17 protein-coding genes and 2 tRNA genes are annotated in these 20,388 nt (G+C 40.7%); 4 read left to right on the forward strand and 15 right to left on the reverse strand.

The features are described from left to right. Positions 1-720: 720 nt before the first annotated feature. The 6 genes from NSE_RS02320 to NSE_RS02345 form a co-directional block, all read right to left on the reverse strand. Positions 721-1,302: a hypothetical protein gene (locus tag NSE_RS02320; protein ID WP_041917507.1), complete on the reverse strand. Its 582-nt coding sequence runs from the start codon at positions 1,300-1,302 to the stop codon at positions 721-723. Continuing rightward, the gene (locus NSE_RS02325) at positions 1,299-2,465 is read right to left on the reverse strand and encodes an NADH-quinone oxidoreductase subunit D (protein WP_011451954.1); all 1,167 of its coding nucleotides are present in this window, start codon (positions 2,463-2,465) and stop codon (positions 1,299-1,301) included. Before NSE_RS02325 ends, NSE_RS02320 begins: the two co-directional genes overlap by 4 nt. 79 nt (positions 2,466-2,544) lie before the next feature. Continuing rightward, a tRNA-Asn gene (locus NSE_RS02330) sits at positions 2,545-2,617 on the reverse strand. 605 nt (positions 2,618-3,222) lie between these two features. Next, the gene (gene serS / locus NSE_RS02335) at positions 3,223-4,470 is read right to left on the reverse strand and encodes a serine--tRNA ligase (RefSeq protein WP_011451956.1); all 1,248 of its coding nucleotides are present in this window, start codon (positions 4,468-4,470) and stop codon (positions 3,223-3,225) included. Positions 4,471-4,687: 217 nt separating this feature from the next. Further along, positions 4,688-5,605 (reverse strand): tRNA (adenosine(37)-N6)-dimethylallyltransferase, encoded by a 918-nt coding sequence (locus NSE_RS02340; protein ID WP_011451957.1) that lies wholly within the window; start codon positions 5,603-5,605, stop codon positions 4,688-4,690. Positions 5,606-5,618: 13 nt separating this feature from the next. Next, positions 5,619-5,927 carry a hypothetical protein gene (locus NSE_RS02345; RefSeq protein WP_041917508.1) on the reverse strand — a complete coding sequence of 103 codons (309 nt, stop codon included), beginning with the start codon at positions 5,925-5,927 and terminating at the stop codon, positions 5,619-5,621. 437 nt (positions 5,928-6,364) lie between these two features. Between NSE_RS02345 and ccsA the strand changes: the two genes are divergently transcribed. Further along, on the forward strand, positions 6,365-8,176 hold the full coding sequence (gene ccsA / locus NSE_RS02350) for a cytochrome c biogenesis protein CcsA (protein ID WP_227028928.1): 1,812 nt from the start codon (positions 6,365-6,367) through the stop codon (positions 8,174-8,176). Here ccsA and NSE_RS02355 read toward each other — a convergent pair. Next, positions 8,173-9,189, reverse strand: a complete 1,017-nt coding sequence (locus NSE_RS02355; RefSeq protein ID WP_227028929.1) for a hypothetical protein — start codon at positions 9,187-9,189, stop codon at positions 8,173-8,175. The genes ccsA and NSE_RS02355 overlap by 4 nt on opposite strands. 659 nt (positions 9,190-9,848) lie before the next feature. On the opposite strand from NSE_RS02355, the gene ruvA reads away from it, so the two are divergent. Both ruvA and ruvB read left to right on the forward strand, forming a co-directional pair. Further along, the gene (ruvA, locus tag NSE_RS02360; RefSeq protein WP_227028930.1) at positions 9,849-10,475 is read left to right on the forward strand and encodes a Holliday junction branch migration protein RuvA; all 627 of its coding nucleotides are present in this window, start codon (positions 9,849-9,851) and stop codon (positions 10,473-10,475) included. A 276-nt stretch (positions 10,476-10,751) separates the two neighbouring features. Beyond that, a complete protein-coding gene (ruvB, locus tag NSE_RS02365; RefSeq protein WP_011451962.1) occupies positions 10,752-11,747 on the forward strand; it encodes a Holliday junction branch migration DNA helicase RuvB in 996 nt (331 codons plus the stop codon). Between the two features lie 262 nt (positions 11,748-12,009). Here the strand turns inward: ruvB and NSE_RS02370 are convergent, their stop codons facing one another. The 6 genes from NSE_RS02370 to rpsD all read right to left on the reverse strand — a co-directional run bounded on the left by NSE_RS02370 (position 12,010) and on the right by rpsD (position 17,453). Then, positions 12,010-14,727 carry a 2-oxoglutarate dehydrogenase E1 component gene (locus NSE_RS02370; protein ID WP_011451965.1) on the reverse strand — a complete coding sequence of 906 codons (2,718 nt, stop codon included), beginning with the start codon at positions 14,725-14,727 and terminating at the stop codon, positions 12,010-12,012. A 184-nt stretch (positions 14,728-14,911) separates the two neighbouring features. Further along, entirely contained in the window at positions 14,912-15,499 is a 588-nt protein-coding gene (locus NSE_RS02375; protein ID WP_011451966.1) for an L-threonylcarbamoyladenylate synthase, read from the reverse strand. Further along, positions 15,496-16,290, reverse strand: a complete 795-nt coding sequence (locus tag NSE_RS02380; RefSeq protein ID WP_011451967.1) for an MBL fold metallo-hydrolase — start codon at positions 16,288-16,290, stop codon at positions 15,496-15,498. The genes NSE_RS02375 and NSE_RS02380 overlap by 4 nt, the downstream gene beginning before the upstream one ends. Further along, a complete protein-coding gene (iscX, locus tag NSE_RS02385; RefSeq protein WP_011451968.1) occupies positions 16,287-16,490 on the reverse strand; it encodes a Fe-S cluster assembly protein IscX in 204 nt (67 codons plus the stop codon). The genes NSE_RS02380 and iscX overlap by 4 nt, the downstream gene beginning before the upstream one ends. A gap of 253 nt (positions 16,491-16,743) precedes the next feature. Continuing rightward, a tRNA-Leu gene (locus NSE_RS02390) sits at positions 16,744-16,826 on the reverse strand. Between the two features lie 9 nt (positions 16,827-16,835). Beyond that, positions 16,836-17,453, reverse strand: a complete 618-nt coding sequence (rpsD, locus tag NSE_RS02395; protein ID WP_011451969.1) for a 30S ribosomal protein S4 — start codon at positions 17,451-17,453, stop codon at positions 16,836-16,838. Between the two features lie 359 nt (positions 17,454-17,812). Here rpsD and NSE_RS02400 point away from each other — a divergent pair, with 359 nt between their 5' ends. Beyond that, entirely contained in the window at positions 17,813-18,349 is a 537-nt protein-coding gene (locus tag NSE_RS02400) for a cell division protein FtsQ/DivIB (RefSeq protein WP_011451971.1), read from the forward strand. Positions 18,350-18,602: 253 nt separating this feature from the next. On the opposite strand, the gene NSE_RS02405 is transcribed toward NSE_RS02400, so the two are convergent. Then, positions 18,603-19,148 carry a GTP cyclohydrolase I gene (locus NSE_RS02405; protein WP_227028931.1) on the reverse strand — a complete coding sequence of 182 codons (546 nt, stop codon included), beginning with the start codon at positions 19,146-19,148 and terminating at the stop codon, positions 18,603-18,605. After that, on the reverse strand, positions 19,129-19,938 hold the full coding sequence (locus NSE_RS02410) for a F0F1 ATP synthase subunit gamma (protein WP_011451974.1): 810 nt from the start codon (positions 19,936-19,938) through the stop codon (positions 19,129-19,131). Before NSE_RS02410 ends, NSE_RS02405 begins: the two co-directional genes overlap by 20 nt. Between the last annotated feature and the right edge of the window lie 450 nt (positions 19,939-20,388).

A 20,388-nucleotide genomic window follows, 5' to 3' on the forward strand; every position in this document is an offset into this window, starting at 1 on the left:
GAACACAAATGCCCTCTCCTATTATCTGTAAATACTCATTTAACCAGGTAGCTATATGATTTCGATTACTTAAACAATAAGATGCTTTTTTACAGGGTACTTTTATTTTCGTATTTAATCGATTCACTACTGACATTAATACCAAAGCTGATATTAGCAGTAGCATACCTTTTTTTCTCAAGTGTTATACTTATCGCACTTCTTACGACTAGTATTTCCACTACCAAACATGCAATTCTGAATCCAGGTGAGAGTCTTCACTACCTGCTTGGGTACCTAAGATGGCTATGGTTTAATAAAAGACATATCAGTCTAGAGTACTTCTTTTATACACTTATTTCGTTTATTACACCTTACTTGAGTTGGAAATACATAAAAAAGACAGCAAAAACAACAATAGGAAAACTCAGAAAAAGTGGAAAACAATACTTGAAAGCTCTGAAATCACAAGTATTAAAAAAATTACTATCTAAGTGTGCACGACATCGTGCGAACCAACCTGTGTCCCCAGGAAAAAGAAGAATAAACAAATTGAATAATCGGAATGACACATTCAGTTACACGTGCCACCATCCTTCATACATACAAGATAATGTAACACCAACACATCCACCTCACGAAAACGTGCGGGTACAACAGGAAATGGATCAACAACAAAAGAGGAACGATGCCACCCCAATGAGAGAGCAACCTACTGAAGACAGATAAAAGGAAGCAGGATCACGAATCGGATACAGAATGCTGATAAGAAATAGCTTCTAAAAGTCTATTAGAAAGGCTCCTTAAATACGGATTCACATCAACAGCCGCCCCCAGGTTACTTAGAGATATCTCGGCACTATCTACTTTACCCTCCAAAAATTGCATAACTGCATCCAGAAACTGTGAGGTTGAGCCATAGATAGAATGGTTTTCAACATGCCGATCGAGTAATTCGAGGTTTAACTTAGAAAGTTCACGAATGTACACATAAGGTGAATTGAGACAAACAAAATTGTACAACCCTTTCCTTTTTGAATCATCTAAATACTCAGGTGGGAACTTAGCAAGGTAGATAGCAGCAATACTTGCATAGGGCTGATGCTTCGCAGCCACGATGCTTTGTAGTTTTCCCTTTGAATCACGAAGATTTTCTGTGCTGAGAGCATCGTAAAGCAAAATACTTTCCCTCAATGCAGGAGCCTTGTCAAAATGTTTATACAAACCAAAGCCACTTAGCCCAACTATACACATGAAAATCACCAGTGACACCAAATAAAAACTCTTACTCCTCTCAAAAACCAGGCCGTACCAATCGATCATCTGTCTACCTCACCAAAAACAATGTCCAAGGACCCAAGAATAGCAGGTACGTCGGCAAGAAGATGTTTCCGTGAAAGAGTATCAAGGGCTTGTAGATGAACAAACCCAGGTGCACGGATCCTGCAACGATATGGCTTATTCGTGCCATCGGAAACAATATAAACTCCAAACTCTCCTTTTGGAGATTCTACTGCAAAATATGTCTCCCCCTCAGGAACATGATAGCCCTCTGAATAAAGCTTAAAGTGATGAATAAGAGCTTCCATGGAAGTTTTCATTTCAGCACGACTCGGCGGAGCAACTTTCCTATCATCCACCACAACCGGCCCTTCTGGAAGCTTATCTATACATTGTTTAATGATTTTGACTGATTCATACATTTCAGCCATCCTCACCAAATATCTATCGTACGAATCTCCGCAACTTCCCACCGGAATCGCAAAATCCAACGACTCATATACTTCGTATGGCTGACTTTTACGTAGATCCCAAGGTACACCCGAAGCACGCAAAACTGGTCCAGAGAAACCAAGTGCAACTGCTTCCCGTTTACTTACTTTACCTATATCAACTAAGCGTTGTTTAAAAATTGGATTGTCTGTAAGAACATCTGCCACATCGTCAAGCTTATGTGTGAAACTCTCCAAGAAGGACATTATTTCTTCGTCGAGACCATCTGGTATATCAGCAGCCAGTCCACCAGGACGTATATACGCAGCATGGAATCTCGCCCCAGAAGCCTTTTCATAGAAAGAAAGCATCTTCTCACGCTCCTCAAACATCCAAAACAAGGGATTCATAGCACCTACGTCAAGCGCGTGAGTAGTGACATTTAGTAGGTGATTCAAAATGCGAGTGATCTCGACAAAGATTACCCTCAGATACTGCGCTCTAGGAGGTACCGTAATGCCGAGCAGCTTTTCTACGCAAAGCGAATAGGCATGCTCCTGTGCCATCGGTGAGACATAATCCAGCCTATCAAAGTACGGTAAAGCCTGAAGATACGTTTTATGCTCTATTAGCTTCTCAGTTCCTCTGTGTAAAAAACCAATATGCGGATCAAGGCGCTCAACTGTCTCCCCATCAAGCTGCATAATCAGGCGGAGCACCCCATGCGCAGCCGGATGCTGAGGCCCGAAGTTAAGCTCCTTTATTACGGTCATACCTAATACAAATATGAAAAAGAAAGGGCACCGTATAACCCGGATACCAACCGTAGCTCGCAACCATCAGAGCCAGACGCTCCTCGGGCCGGGCTCGAACCAGCGACCCTGTGGTTAACAGCCACATGCTCTACCAACTGAGCTACCGAGGAAACTCCCAGGATTCTACTATAAAAGCCATATTGAAACAAGAGGAAATACAAAGCAGCTTTTAGCACTTTGCTCCACATCAGTAAGTACATAGAACACGTTTCCTATTAGATATTTGATATCCAAATTTTAAGAAACACACTCATACAAGAAGGATTTTGAAAAAGTCACACAATTCGTCCTCATTAGATAAGACAACAAAAACGACCATCTGTCTCACGTATACAGCACACGGGGAAAGTCTACTCCTATTTGAATGGATCTTTTCAAATTAGATCAATAACCAAGATCAACTACTCGCTTTGATTCGTAAGTATACAAAACTGATAAGAGTAGGCCGTAGAATAAGTGACAGAAACATACACACATTCCAGACACCTTATTTCAAGCAAAGCTGATAGACTCAAAGAAGGAAGTACTTTCTTCCGCAAAGCTCCATAAATCACGTGAAAGCGGAAATGCGATTTGCGGCGACGCCATTTTTGGAACCACATAAGAAATTGGGCAACCATCCCGGTTATCTTTGAACACCGCATGTCACTAACATTTGCAAGTTAAAAGGTACACTACTCCCATCTCATAGGGACCGTTGCAGCAGACAACTCACTTACTTGATAAAATCAGCACCGAACCTACTTCTCAAGACTTCTGGAACTTCAATAGAACCATCATGCATCTGATAATTCTCCAAAATTGCAACAATAGTTCTACCAATAGCAAGAGAGCTCGCGTTCAGTGTATGCAAAAAGCCCTTTTTTTTCTTGAATTTATACTTGATCGCTAACCTTCTAGACTGAAAATCTCCGCAGTTAGAGCAACTAGAAATCTCTCTATAACAGCATTGAGACGGAATCCACACTTCTATGTCATATGTTTTTTTTGAACAGAAACCAATATCACCCGAACATAAATTAACAACTCGGTATGGCAGCTTCAGCTTCTGTAATAAACCCTCAGCTATACACAACATTCGCTCGAGTTCATCATCCGATTTTTCCGGCTCCGTTACCGACAAAAGCTCGACCTTGCCGAACTGATGTTGCCTTATTATGCCTTTAGTATCCTTACCGCTGCTCCCCGCCTCAGAACGGAAACATTCACTGTAGGAGGTCATCCTAAGTGGTAGCTCAGTCTCCCCATAGAAATTATCAGACACAAAGTTTAGCAGAGAAACTTCACTTGTCGGAACCAAGCGCATTCCGCCATCCACTTTAAATGACTCTTGAGAAAACTTCGGTAACTGCCCAGCTTTATACATGGCATCTTCTTTCACCAGGTACGGTAGAAAATATTCACGGTGACCATGCTCCGTATTATGCTCAAGCATGAAATCTTTGAGCACTCTAAACAGCCTTGCCCCACTGCCAATGAATCCCGAAAATCTCGCCCCTGAAACCTTAGCAACATTTAAAAAATCCAATATACCAAGAGCGACACCAAGTTCATCATGGGCTTTAGGTTCAAACCCAAAATCCCTAACTGCACCCCACGACTTTACTACAACGTTAGATCTCTCATCTTCACCTATTGGGACATCCTCAGCTAAGATGTTAGGTAAATCTAACACAATTAACTCAAGCTGCTCACAAATTTTTTGGAGATGCTTCTTAACTCTTAAAATCTCCTTATCTATCACTTTGGCTTTTTCAAAAAGCTCACTTTTGTTCTCCTGAATAACCTGAAAAGATCTGGTCAATTCATTTTTGCTCGCTTGAAGATTATTGAGTGAAGTAACGCAACTTTTTCGTTCTTCATACAGTGTAATTAGAGGCAGAGGATCAAACCTTACACCTCGCCTCTTCATCATCTCAGTGAACCCTTCTGGATTAGAGACTATATATTCGAGATCATTCATCGTTCATTTTGCCTGTGTGATTCAATGAGAATATATCGCCTAACGTAGTCACTTTGTACTCTTTGGGCACGGTTCGCAGTAACACAACATCAGAAGCACTTTCTTTGTCACCTTAGAAGACCGCACCAATCACAAGGAAAGTCCAAGTGGCTAATTTTATGTGAAACTAGCTTTTCCGAGTAATTCCCTTCATTTAGTTTTGCAACTATGCTAGACGTCAGAGAAGTATTTCCCTTAAAATGTACCTCTCAGCATCCTGAGGTTGGTCGAAAGCTTTAATTCCATTGAACTTGTTTCTAAACCAGGTTAACTGCCTTTTAGCATAATTACGAATACTTCGCTGACCCATCGCAACCATGCGCTCGAGGGTGATTTCATCCCTTAAATATGAGGCTATCTCTCTAAAACCACATATGGTTGTCACCGCACGGTTCCTAAAAGCCGCTTTATTTTCAACAACTGAGGCTACCTCATCTATCGCCCCTGAATTCACTGCTTCAAGAAACCTCTCATTTATTTTGGAGTAGAGAGAATCTCTATCCGACGGGATAATAGCTACAACGTCAATGGAGTCATATGGAATCTTGTATACGGAAGATTCTCGATACAACTCTTGAATCGTTTTACCAGTGTATAGGAAGTATGCAACATCCCTAAGCATCTTATACGAATCGCATGAAAACCGGGACAAGTCCTCACCTGATTTACAAACAAAACGATTAAGAAAACCAGAAGGACCAAGATTATCAAGTTCCTCCGAAAGCTCCCGCATCAGACAATCGGGCAAGGAAGGAAGAAGATTAATCCCATGCAGCAGGGAATACAGATACATTGGGGTCCCACCAACAATTAAAGGTATACCTTTCTGCGCCCAGACACTCTCGAGACAATCAGCACAATCACGCATCCAAGAAGCAACTGATGGAATAAACTCATCAAAAACCGACAAATACCCGTAAAGCATTCCGCAAGAAGCCTGACTGGTCAAAATGGGTAACTCCCTATAAACCTGTTTCGAGTCGGCATTAATAATCACAAGATCATCAGACACCTGACTGACCGCACATGCAACAGAAGTCTTCCCAGAGGAAGTAGGCCCTGTAAGAACAAGAACCCTCCGACTTGCATTGGGCATGGCAAAGTGACTCCTACTGTACCAGCTCCTCTTCCTTCTGGTGAATCTCCTCAGAGTCGTGCTCTTCTTGCTGCGAACCTCCTTTACCCCTTCTCACACCACGCATCACACCAGTAGGAATCTTCTCAAAGGTTTGCGTTCTGCGATTCCAAAAATACTTCCTCATGATCAACTTAGATTCAAACAAAATAACCTGATCATTACTATCAATCAACATATCTTGATCACCAAGAACAACGGCATTGTAGTACATCTCCTGCAACTTGTTCCTAAAAGCCTGCCTGATCGAATAATCCTCTTCGAATCCCATTTCTTCACTCATACTACTTTTCACGATCAAATATCAAAAAACAAAGGGTATACTTTATTACAATAAAAGCATATTAACTCATGAATGTAAACATCTATTTAACTAGATCAGTTTAATAATTAAGAAAACAGCTCTTATCAGAAACACTAAGAAGACACTGACAAACCAAAACTCACTCCTATAAATACTAAAAATATGAGGGAACAAGAAGAAGTCCGTATAGATCCTCGGTAATACTTTAAATAACATAGGTTAATATTGAATAAACTAGAAATTCCCTCTATTCTAATAGGGAATGCTCTAATATAGCAACTAACGCATCTCGGGAAAACTGCCGGACCACCGTAAAAGATAACTTATCCTTTTTTGACAGCTGGTCAACTATTTTACTTAAACAACTTCAATGCGTCATGTATAATCCATAGATGGTACCCTCATCGTGCATATCGATGCTGACAACAATTCACTACTATCTTGGAACAATACTGCTCTTTCTCAGTCTGTTCTCAAGTCTCGTGAGAAAACCCGGGACATTATTTTTCTTGAATTCGATCATTTTCATCATTCTTTTTCACGCACATCTATCAAATAATTTCCTCCTGCAAAGCGTATACTCAAGCTCCCACACAAATCTTCCACTTTATTACAAACTCGTTGCAAGCTGGACGACACATGAGGGATCTATGATCCTCTGGAACTGGTCACTTTCACTATATCTATTTATATTTTCAAGAAAATATAGAAACTCACAAATTTACCAAGCCGTTATAACAATACAATCTTACATTGCGTCCATATTTCTATTGTTCACAATTTATTCGAGTAATCCGTTCAAACTCTTCATTCTTGCCCCCTCTGAAGGCGCTGGGCTGAACCCGATTTTACAAGATACAGCTCTCATGATCCATCCACCAATTCTCTATCTTGGGTATGTTGGAACCTCAATCTGTTTTTCAATTGCAATAGCGGTTTTACTCACGGGAAAATCTGGAAAAGAAGAGTTTAAGCTGTTGAACTTCTTCCTTCTACTCGCATTTATCTTTTTAACATCCGGTATAGCACTTGGCGGATGGTGGTCATACAGGGAACTTGGATGGGGAGGGTTTTGGTCTTGGGACCCAGTGGAAAATATATCATTATTCCCATATTTAGTTATACTCGGTGCAATACACTCGTCATTTCTATCAATTAAAAAATGGAAGTCTAAAGCTCTTTCCATAGGACTTTCGATCCTTGGATTTGTTACAGCGACATTCGGTACCTTTATCACTAGAATGGGCATTACAGATTCTCTTCACACATTTAACACGAACACAGAAAGTGGAATATACTTATTGATAATAACTAGCCTATTATCACTAACCTCAGCAGTTATTTTCATTGCAAAATTCCGTACTCTTAGTAGCACCGACGTGAGCAGCAACAGCAATACAGAGTCAAGAGACTATTTGATGTCAGCACAGAGTATTTTGTGTCTTGGATTGTTTATAGTGTTACTTTTAACAACATTTGCACCAAAGTTCTCTCAGATATTTGGCTACGATTCCATTTACATAATGCAATCTTTTTACAACACTGTTTCTGGAGAAGTTGCTGGGACCTTAGCGGTTTGCATTTGCCTATTTATTGTACTCACAAGTAAGGAAAGGTGCACAAAATTCATCGTGTTAACCCTAGCTGCAATAGTACTCTCATTAGGAAATTTCGTAAACATTCTTACTGCTTTTCTCTCGATTTCAGGGATGATGACAATGCTCAGTCTCCTGACCAAACATGTAAAAGATCTGCAGCAAGAAGATAGCATAAAAGGGATCTTCAGAACAAAAAAGAATGCTTTCTTTCTGACGCACTTTGGATTTGGATTATTTCTTTACGCAGTGGCTGGATTTGCATCAAATTCATTAGAAAACAAACAATACTTTCAGATAGGAGAACAACGTATAGTAAAGCAGCATATTATAAAGCTCACAGATTTCGACAAAATCAACAACGATCTTTTTTCCGGTATAAGGGCTACTTTTACTATCAACGGAAGAGCCAAACTAGAGCCAGAACTGCGATTTTATAAGTATGAAAACACTCTTAACACAGAGTCAGACACCTTCCATTGTCTATTGAGTGATATACAAATACTAGTAACTGGGATAGACAAGACCTTGGGACTCGCAGTAGAAATTTATTATAGAGACAAGATACAGCTAATCTGGTTGGGACTAGTGCTAATTATACTGGGGACGACACACAAGTTATTCATTCGTTAATCTAGGATTGATTGCACTCCAAGCGTTTCCGCTTGATCACTCTTCTCAATAGCATGCTTCACATGACCGCTTTCCATCTCAAAACGAGTTTTCACCTCTATGTATTCGCTAACAGCGGAAACAGCCTTATAAACACCAAGGCATATAACAAGGGCAACACAAACCGCTTTAATTGTAAACCCAAGAGGAAAAGTACCATGAGAATCTTTTCCTATCTCGATTACGGCATTGCTTTCCATACCTTGAAGCACTTTACCAACTGTGCTACAGATCCCCACACAGAGGGAAAGTAGAGGAAGCGTAATATACGAAAATACACCAACTTTGCATTGCGGCTTTTTACTTCCGGTAGTAAGATCTTTTCGGCGCTTTTCATCTGCTGCGATTACCCTTAGAACCGAAGCAGCAAGTAATATAGCTAGAGCAACAAGATCTACAAGGCATGGGGTACTGAAAGGCATTCCCCAAGACTTATGCAGCTCTTGGAATCCATAAGGACAAAATATATCAACAACTACAAGGACCTGGTTAACAAGCAAAACTGAGGTTGCAAGGACTTCCAATACAAAACTGCCATTAACAATTGGGGAAGTGCTTTCAGCACAATGCTCCACTGCACAGAGAGGCTCTGCATCACTGATCTTCGTATCAGAGTTTTCCAGTAGTTTCCGTAACCGTGCCTTTTTACGACTAATATATGCTAAGGACACAGCACTCAGCACAAGTGATGTGGACACCAATAAAAGAGCTGCGAACTCAACAAAGGCCCAGACTTTACTTTTCAGCTCACTTCTAAATAAACCCCTCTGATTTAGTATCGACACAAACGAGATAAACACCAGAGACGCCGTACTCTGAACAACAGCAGTAACCGCAACAATCGCTTCCGTTTTTTTTACTTTTACATACTGAGTAAGCAATTCACCGGAGTTAGCATCCCGAAGAAGCTTATATCCTCTCTTTTTTTTTCCATTATCACCAAACATTAAAATCCTCCGACGAAAGGAAGGCAAATCAACTAACCAGAAAACAGATGGTACGTGAAAGAGCGGACGTCGCGGTCGGATTATCAAACAGGATAACAGACACGGATTACGCTCCAAAAAGATGATCCTTTACTTCTACAACAAAGAGATCCAAAATTTGGTCACAGTTCCAATTGCAAAGATCAACTGAAAAAGCTTACAGCCCCGCACACCTATTAGGTTAATTATAGTATATTTATGACGGAAAATAATCTTTAGGCTACCTACCTATGATCCTATCCATACGGCAACTTTTATCTTGATACACACAGTTGAAGAACCACTGGAGTATAAATTGCAGATCTATTAACCCTCATTCTGCGCATAAGGATTAGACTTTTCATAACCCGCAAAAAGCATTGCCTATGTCCTCCATATCCTCAACAAAGATTTAATTTTATTCTCGAAAAATAAAATTATTATTCAATTGCTACATATTTTATACTACTATTTTTCAGAGCCAATGGCTAATGGCTTTATAAGGGAACACTTGCTTTATCACTTGTCTTTTATTGTGTGAGCAAATAGAATCATCCATGTCCTGAGCGTTTAGACACAACCGCGCATCGTCTGCGCTGCAGGCATCTCCAGCTCGAGAAAGCACATAAACACCTTTTGCGCTTAATCTGTCACTGGATTCACTCTTTATGGAGTTACTTTATTTATTTCATCGCTGGAATCTTTCTTCCAATATGATAGGTAAACTCACAGGCACGGTAACAGACCTATGCCAAGAATCTCTTATATTAGACGTAGGCGGAGTAGGATATAACGTCTTTACAACACGCAGACTCATTGATAGTCTTCGTACTGGGCAAAATCTATCTTTGTACATAGAACATTATTTCTTGGAGAACATAAACAAACTTTACGGGTTTGAATGCAGAAAATCGCAAGAAGTAGCAAGAATGCTGAGCAAAGTAAAGGGAATAAACTACAAGATTGCTCTTAGTCTGCTAAATCATCTCGAACTAGGAGAGTTAATCCTAGCAATTCAAAATAAAGATGAATCCCGCTTAAAAATCAAAGGTATAGGAGAGAAACTAGTAAAACGCATTATCACAGAAACGTATGAAGACTTCTTGAAGTTAGACTCACACCTTTCTGGAATTGCTTCCTCGACAAATGTACATATAGCAAGTGAGGCCGTATCTGCTCTAGTAAAGCTAGGTTTTCAACATAAACCCTCCCACAAAGTGGTCATGGAAATCATGACAAAACGACCTGCAATTGAAATAGCCGAACTAATCACGCTAGCGCTCAAAATGCTGTAATCTTTGTGTAATCTACCAACTTGTCATTTCTGTTAAAGTCATGTTCGGTAAACCAGCAACATACTCTCATTACAATGATCATTTCAACAATAAAGAAATACGGTAACTACTGATGAAAAACCCATTCTAATTGAGAATGCCTTAGTGGATTAGCTACATATGGTAACTCAGTTAAACACATCAGGAATTCAAGGGAAATAAGACCATCATCACCACTATTTTGGTGATGGAAAGTATAGTAAAGTTACGTTAGCTGCTGGCCCCAACCAAGAGAAAGTGCGAAATAGTATATTTGAACAAGAGGAGACTTTCCAGGACCTTTCACTTAGACCGAAATCTATCGAAAAGTTCGTTGGACAGCAACGTGTCGTAGAAAACTTGCAAGTTTTTATAGACTCCGCACAAAAAAGGAATGACTCCCTTGATCACGTACTTTTCTGTGGTCCACCAGGTCTCGGAAAAACAACATTAGCACATATTATAAGTAACGAGCTTGAAAGTAGAATCCACACAACCGCTGGACCGCTTCTCTCAAAGGCTGGCGATATTGCAGCAATACTTACAAACTTGCACAAAAATGACATCCTCTTCATAGATGAAATACATAGACTACCTTCAGCTGTAGAAGAAGTCCTCTATCCCGCTATGGAGGACTACCACCTTGATCTCATTGTCGGAGATGGACCAGCAGCAAAGAGTATTAGAATAAATCTAGCTAAATTCACACTAGTTGCCGCAACTACGCGTATAGGGATGCTCTCCAATCCACTCAGAGATAGATTTGGTATTACACTTAGGCTCGACTTTTATACTGTAAGCGAACTACTTCAACTTCTTCAGCAAGCAGCAGAAAGGTTATCTGTTAATATAGAAAATGGCGCCATGATAGAGCTTGCAAAACGCTCTAGAGGAACACCAAGAATCGCTCTTAGGCTGCTCAAAAGGGTGCGTGACTTTCTTGAAGTCAGCGATTCTGATGTCATAACTCGCGAATTTGCAGACCTAGCACTGAATAAGATGGAGGTAGACCAATTCGGTTTAGATAAGTTAGACTACACGTATATGGATTTCATAGCAAAAAATTATTCTGATAATCCGGTGGGTATCAAAACCATTGCTGCAGCAATCTCGGAAAAAGAGGATTCGATAGAAGAGTTAATAGAGCCATACTTGATAAAAATAGGCTTTCTGAGTCGTACACAACGGGGTCGTCGACTAACGGGAAAAGCATTAGACTACTTGTCAACAATTAATTCAGCAAGGCTGCCCTGAGAAAAAGATTCGTATGGGATATGAAGTTATATTTGCTTTTGTTCTGCAGGTAGGAATAGCATATTCAGTGTTCTTCTTAGGAGAAGTCCAAATAAGGGACACCCAATTACCAAGACGAATCTGCAAACTAAATAACACACACTGAAGAGCTCGCACGTAGTGTGGATGAACTACATTTACAAATCGGAGCGGGAGCAGCTCCTCTTCTCTTCTCACAAACCCTTACCGAGAGTTCTCAACTAGAGAACTGCTTTACTTCTTTTTAGACGGTAATAGCTTGCTTAATTAGGGCAGCTTGGTTAGCAATATGATCATCCATTAAACCTTCTGACGGAACCGGATAATAATTCCGGCCAATATACCTTAACTTCTTCGAATAGCGTTCCTCAAATACCTGAAGCATAAAGGACCATCCACCCATATTTCTCGGCTCCTCTTGGCACCATATAAACTCCGCATCCCTGTACACATCTAAAATTTCACGAATTTCACGATCTGGAACTGGGTAAAGTTGCTCCACCCTCACGAGAAGTATGCTCTCTGACTTGAGTTCTGCCAAGAGATCATAATAAACCTTACCGCTACAGAAAATCACCCTATGGATTTTCTTAGCATCACTACAATAGTCACTAATTACAGGCCTGAAGCTCCCTTCATAGAACTCCTCTAACTTTGACACAGCCATCTTATGTCTGAGCAGCGACTTAGGCGTGAAAACTACCAAAGGTCTTACTATTTCACTAAGAACTTGTCTGCGCAGAACATGAAAAAAATTCGCTGGAGTTGTACAATTGGCTACACGCATGTTGTTGTCAGCAGCAAGTTGCAAGAACCTTTCAATTCTCGCAGATGAATGTTCAGCTCCTTGACCTTCATATCCATGCGGAAGCAACATAACTAGACCACTTCTGCTAAGCCATTTCGACTCAGCAGAGGAAATAAACTGATCTATAATAATCTGAGCACCGTTAGCGAAATCACCAAATTGCGCCTCCCATAACACAAGTGTCTTTGGATTAATAAGACTATAGCCGTACTCGAATCCCAGTGCAGCATATTCAGATAGTGGTGTGGCAATTACTTGCATTTTTGCTACATCGGAAATGTGGTTCAGCAGACATAGCTCTTCCCCTGTAGACTGAGACGTGAGAACGGCATGCCTATGCGAGAAAGTACCCCTTTTACAATCCTGTCCAGCAAGCCTTACCGACATCCCATCATTCAGTATCGTCGCAAAAGCAAGATTCTCTCCATTCCCCCAGTCTACATCACACTCAGAAACAATAGTTTCTTCTCTCCGTACGAGCAATCGCAGTACTTTGGGACTAACATCAAATCCCTCAGGAATATGGTTAAGCTTTTCAGAAAGTGAAAGAAGCACTTCTTTAGGTACCTTTGTTTCCACTTGAGGCTCATCACGACCTTCCTGCCCAAGGTATCGCTCCCAGCCTTTCTGGATCAAACCCTCATAGCTAGGTTTATAAGTCTTAGCTTCCTTCAGCTCCTTATCGAGAAGTCCCCCGAAATTTTGAGTAAGTTCCACAAATTTATCTTGTGAAATAACACCTTCCTTTATAAGACGCTCAACGTAGATATCAACCGACCGTTTATGCCTCTCAATCACGTCGTACATCTCCGGCTGAGTGAACCTTGGCTCGTCGATTTCATTATGCCCATGACGACGGTAAGAGACTATATCAACTATAGCGCTCTTATTGAATGTATTTCTGAACTCTGCAGCAAGTAAGGTGACATAAAATACTGCCTCCGGATCATCTCCATTGACATGAAAAATAGGAATATCAAACGACTCTCCAATGAAAGAAGGGTAACGCTGCTTTCTGACATCCTGTGGTGAAGTAGTAAAACCTATTTGATTGTTAAGTATAATGTGGATCACACCCCCCGATTCATAGTTAGGTAACTCTTCCAAGAGCATGGTCTCATATACCACTCCTTGCCCAGAAAATGCAGCATCACCATGTAAAAGCACAGGAAAGACCACCGCACCGGAATCTTTAGCAGCACGCGCAGCACCAACGAGAACTGGGTCAACAGAATCTAGATGCGATGGATTGTGCAATAACCTCGCAAATATAGTCTTTTCGCTCAAGAAAGTTTTCCGCTCACAAGAAAAACCGTAATGGTATTTTACATCACCGTGAATTTTACATTCCTCCGGAAAAGGTGACTTACCCTCAAAACCATGGAATAGAGCCCTATATTTCTTTCCAAATGTATTGACCAGAGAATTCAGCCTCCCCCTGTGAGACATCCCCACTATAACATCTGTACATCCAGCATTAGCTGCAACCTCTATTATCGACTCCAATGCAACCAGGGCAGTATCACATCCTTCAACAGAAAAGCGTTTGACAGCTCTAAACTTGGTGTTAACAAATTCCTCGAGCCCATTTACTCTTATTAGTACATCTAGAAGAGCGAGCTTATGGGATGTCCCAAAACCTATACGACAAAACGGTCTACCTTCAAGCCTTTCTTCGAGCCAAGTAACTTCACTATTATCGCTTAGATGCATAAATTGCACTCCGATGTGTCCACAATAAACAGCATGCATTTCACATACGATCTGCTCTACTGTGAACCCACTTGAAAGAGATACGTCACTCAAGCCATGAAACTCCGGGTTAAGCTCTGGCCTAACAATTGGCTTAACCAACCCAAGAAGATCCAAATCAGCAGCGAGGTATCCAAATCTTCGGTATGCGTCCTTCAAATCTTTGATTTTTATATCAAGTAGAGACTGCTCACTAACCGCATTTTCTCTAACAGCACCATTATCCTTCCGAACGAACGACATGTTTGAGAATCCACTCTGCCCACCAGAACGCTTCACACATCCCCTCGATTCGAAAAAAGCTCTCCAACTTGGGTCAACAGAATTCGGACTATCTAGATAGGCCCGGTGAACTTTCTTCAATAATTCATCATCTGCAACTTTCATGCGAGTTCCCTTCATGCACCCCAGAGGCGCTATTCCTACCTGATATTAGACTACAACTTTTAGAAGTGAGCAATATTTGTTGATGAATGAATACACTGAACAGAATTTCATTCAGTGAAATTTTCTACATTCCTGAGATTCCGAATTGGCAAATGTAGGGCTTATAATAATAAGCACCGTCTGAAAACTGCAAAGTATCCTATTCTATAAACTCTAAATTTTCAACAAAAGATGTGCTGAATGCTCCTTTTCGGACTAAAACGGCTCTTTTTCCAGAAATATCAATAATGGATGAAGCAGTACCTTTAACTTCACGGTTATCACATATGATGCGACTGACTCTTTTTTTTATATAACTACCTATTTGAGTAAAATTGCTTACCGCTGGTCTACCTGAGAGATTCACACTGGTAGCGAAAACTGGCCGTTTGAATCCTCTAAGGATTTTAAGTGCTACTTTTGAGTCCGGAACTCTCACTGCAACTTTCTCCGGAAACCTGAACCTTAGATGAGCGCTTTTCTTACGCTTAAGTATGAACGTCACTGGACCAGGACAACATTCTTGTATCAGCCTGGCTTGAGATTCATTAAATGATGCAAAGCTCCCTAAGTCTGAAATACCTGCCACCATAATAGGCAAACTCTTTCTGAAATTTCTTTGTTTAATATCGTATATCCGCAACATGGCACGATAATTTGATGCATCACAAGCAAGCGCATACACAGTCTCAGTTGGAAAGATAACAACCCCACCAACACGTAGCAAACTAACTGTCTCAAAGATCATATCTCCAAAGAGAGACCATCGTGTGCTGGCATCACATGACTAACACCACTGACTTTTAGCCTGGTAAGCAGATCGTCATACGCTAACTTATGCGTCATGTGGGTAAAAAAAGCACTTTTCGGTTGTATGAGATTTATATACTCCAAAGCTTCAGAAAAATTGGAGTGAGCATAGGAACTTTGATAGTCAAAACACTCAATAATAAAAACCTCTAGCTCGAGGGACTTCATAATATCAAGGGCACGATCCGGTATTAAACGAACATCAGTACAATATGCAAACTTTCCATTCAGAATAATTCCACAACTGTTTATACTGCCGTGTGTTTGGGGGAAAATCATGCAAAGCATATCCCCCACAGCAAACTCCTCGTAGTACGGGACAACCTTTGCACTAAGGTAACATCTTTTCCACATTGCATTGCTTAAATGTTCCGGCTTGAAAAGATATCCATAGAGACTCTCTATATGAGAGATAGTAAATTCATCACTGAATACATGAATACAATTCCCTTCTGAGGTGGCAAAGGAAGAAAGCTCGTGAGTTCCAGCGTGATGATCGAAGTGTATGTGAGTGTAAAAAACCTGATCCACACTCGAGAACCCCTCCCGCATCGCTTGAGCTCGCAAATCTGGTGATGCATCTATGAGTAAGCGGGTAGAAGCAGTCTCCACAAAAACAGAGCACCTCGTTCTCGTATCAAGCGGATTACTTGATAAACATACCGAACATGCACAACCTAAAACTGGCACACCTGAAGAATTGCCACAACCTAAAACCGTAATCTTCATTCCCGGTCTTCCCGCTCAGACATCCAAGCCGCTTGTATAGATTCTAGTATTCTCTCATTGCAAGCATCGGGATGGTCATCAAAACCCTCCAGCGAGAGAACCCACTTGCGCAGATCAGTAAATCGAAGATTAACATTATCTTTATCGGAATAACGCAGCTCCAGGGCACTTGCTATATCCTCGAAATCATTCCATTTCATTCAACAAAACAAAAATAACAGAACCCGCATTATAGATGGTACATCCAACTTCACAAGTCCCACACACCAGCACAAGATTGTAACCCGCACGTTCACCCTAAAAACAGGCTTAACGCAAGCGCACCAAAGCCTGACCCATTCCTATTTATAAAAGACAGAGACAGCAAACCCGCTGATAAACGCACAACATAACTCTGCCCAGCAAAATGAAAAGTGACACACCAGAGCCACTATACGAAGTAAACTCTGAGAATACCCATGGGGAGAGTTGAACTCCCAAGGCCAAAAGGCCCACGGATTTTAAGTCCGCTACGTCTACCGTTCCGTCACATGGGCAGAAAAACCTCACATCTTACTGGAAAAATACTCGGTCACCAAGTTCGGCTCCATTACAACAGGATATGGAACATCCTCAAACTTTGGCAAAACCAGCAGTTTAACAGATCTCTTTTCTCTATCCACTTCCAAATAGTGTGGACTTTCAGAATTCGAATTAAGTGCGGCAACAACACAAGGAATATTGCTAGCCCTATCCCTTATCTGGACGACATCCCCCTCTTTCAAGGTAAAGCTGCAAATGTTTACTATTTCCCCATTAACGGTAACATGCTTGTGCGATATCAACTGTCTAGCAGCAAAAATCGTCGGAACCATACCAGACCTGTACAGAACTGAGCTAACACGGCTTTCAAGAAGAGAAATTAAATTATCGTTCGTATTGCCCTTACCCCTATAGGCCTTACTGAACACGTTCGCGAACTGCTTTTTTCCAATAACATAGTAAGTTCTAAAAGCACGCTGCGCAGCGTTCTGCTTATAAAAATCCGAAATCTTCTTTACCGGGGCCCTACCATGCTGTCCCGGAGCATAATTCCTCTTATGCACTGGATCCTTCTGCGACCCCCAGAGACTTGCCTTCATCTGCCTGCTTACTCTGAACTTTCGTCTTATCGTAGTTGTCATGGTCGTACAAAATCACCAATTACTTCTAACATGCCGCGACCTTTTGAGCAACAAAAAAACAAATATTTCTATAACTAAAGAGAACATGATCTTGTAGCAACCTATAAAAAGCATGAGTAGAGTAGCATTGTGACTCGCTTCGTAGGAATATACATACAATCATTAAGATCTAGATATCAAAGGAATGAAAATCAGGTGGCTACACAAAAGCAAGACATTACCCATACACTTTTCTCAAGCAAATATCCCAAGGAGATTTTTCGTTGATTTAATAGTTGAATGAGCGTTACTAACTCAACGAGGTACAGCTTGCTCGTTTTGTATTACCTAATAGACCTAGTTTTGGCACTCAGAAGACTATGAGTAAAAGAATTAAAAAATCCTTTACTTTGCTATCTTGTTTACTTTTTTTCTTGATCTGTGTATTCGGAGGAATAAGTCTCACAAGTAAATTAAAGCACCTTTTTAATACTCTGCTTATAGAGAACGGATACACCGTGGATAAAATAGAGACCAGAGGCTGCAATTATATGGATAAACAACAGGTATTCTCGTTTGTTGAACCGTACAAAGGTGGGAATATACTCTCAGTTCCACTTACTGAAATAAGAAATAAAGTTCTTCAAGAGAAATGGGCTGCTAAAGCATCCGTAATAAGGAAATTACCCAATACGATCATGATCATCGTTGAGGAATATAAACCGCTTGCACTGTTGAACGATGATAGCGTGATAGCTGATGACTTAGTTACCATCATTCCCTTAAAAACTCCACAGGAAAGAAATCGATTCCGCAACCTCCTGAGAATCGAGTCAAAAAGCTTAGAAGATAGGACACAATTACTAGCAGAGTTGCGCGAAAAAATGAGGAAAAGAGGCTCTAATCAACTTACATAGGTCCAAGATTTACTTAACAAAAACCGCAACCCGATACTCAAAGGCGATAAGATGATGCCCCTTCAATAAGGAAGCACACACAAAACATAAAAATCCCTTTGTGAAGAGGAAAGGCGTGGTGCACACAGATAACAAACTCCTTGAAATAGCCCTGCAGCCCCATAAAAAGATGCACCACTTATCCGGAAGCACCACGCAACACAATTTCAGAGAGTATAATCCTCAAAAATTTCTAATTAATAGGAATGAGAATTTATTTTAAGATAGAAAAAAATTCTTGAACTTCTCCTTTGGTGTTAGCAGCGAAAGCCCCTCTTTTTGCTACAGACTCAAAGACCGAGGTATTATGCGCCACGCAAGCATGCTTGGCTGAAGCATACACTATTACTCCTTTTGGAGACAGAGATTCCTCAATTGCAAGTGCAATCTGAGCACAAATCCTCTCTTGTAACTGCAGTCTTTTAGTACAAGCACTTACCAATCTTCCTAGACTCCCAAGACTTGTGATACTCTTATCCGGAATGTATCCGATAGAAATATACCCTGAAATGGGTAAAACATGGTGTTCGCAAAAAGACAAAAATGGAGTCCTTTTTAGCACGAGCAAAGACTCACCTCCATCGGGATTTTCCATTTTTGCCACAAGAGAAGAGAAGTCGCTGCATGCATAACCCGAAAAATAGTTTGCAAACATCTTGAGAAATGAGTGTGACGCACCACGTGCCCCTAGGCGATCAGTCTCACCTACCCCGACACCGAAAAAATCCTGAATATCGCCCTCAGATAACTTCTGCACCACTGACAACCTCTATCAATTCCTTTGTAATCTTCTCCTGCCTTGCGCTGTTATAGCGACGTCTCAGCTTATCACCCACTTCCTGAGCATTTTTAGTTGCGCCATCCATTGCAAGCATTCTGCTCATATTTTCACTTACTTTTGCTTCTCTTAGGCATACATAAAGTTGTGCACACACATATTTAGTGTAGAGGAACGCAAACAACTTCTTATGTTCTGGCTCAAGATATGAAGTACACTCATCATGAAAAACAAAATCACTGACGGTAGGTATCCTAAGTAGCACAGAGTGCATATTCATCGCACTTTTGCACTTAGTGTAGAGACAATGAAAAACAGCGCTACTACCTAAGCTGGTAACCAGCCTATTGAGAAAGTGAAAGTCTACTTCACTGCCTGAAGTACTTGCGTGCATAGATGAAAACTGCTCAGCAAAAAGAGAAATTTTCCTTCCAATAAAGTAAAATGCAGCACCCCCATCCTTGAACTTATCAGTAAGACTACGTAGATGCTTAATCAATGAAGAGTTATAGCCCCCACACAATCCTCTATCCGCAGAGAAAGCAACCAACACATCTCCTTGAGTTGGAGCGTCTGAAGAAGGTCTTTCTTCACGAAATTTGCCAAATATCTCCAAAGATCGTAGCACCTCGTCTCTATAACGACGTGCAGCCATCAGCGAAATTCTTGCCTGTTTTAGTTTCGAAGTGGCAATCATTTGCATCACTCTGGTAATCTTTTTCGTAGAATTTACGCTGTTAATCCGGAGTAAAAGGCTTTTTAGGTCCGACACTTGACAAATAAAATAAGCAGTAGGCCTATAGCATCATAGCAGCTCCGTGGATTTTTTAAACACCAAAGGAATAAACCTCTCCTACTTTTTCATGACTAGATTGTTCACAAAGGTGCATAAAGCGATACTTGGCCTCAATTTCACAAAGACAGAAAGCCGAAAAATCAGAAAACCCAGCGCAGCCAACCTTTACGCTCTCGCAGGTGTCTACAAGAGAGAATAAAAACGAGATAGTCTACTTTCCACCAGTACTGATAGAATCTAGTCAAGTACATGATTTTACACATTAAATGACTCTTCTAGTACTCACATGCATTGCATATTCATCAGCTAGTTAGAGCAGACATTTCTTCTGAAATAAAACATTCAAGACAAGCACATCATGCACACCTTACATCCATCACTGTGTGAAACAAAATTACGTAAATGAACTTTGTGTGTTATTCATTA

It is taken from the genome of Neorickettsia sennetsu str. Miyayama, assembly GCF_000013165.1.
Taxonomy (GTDB): domain Bacteria; phylum Pseudomonadota; class Alphaproteobacteria; order Rickettsiales; family Anaplasmataceae; genus Neorickettsia; species Neorickettsia sennetsu.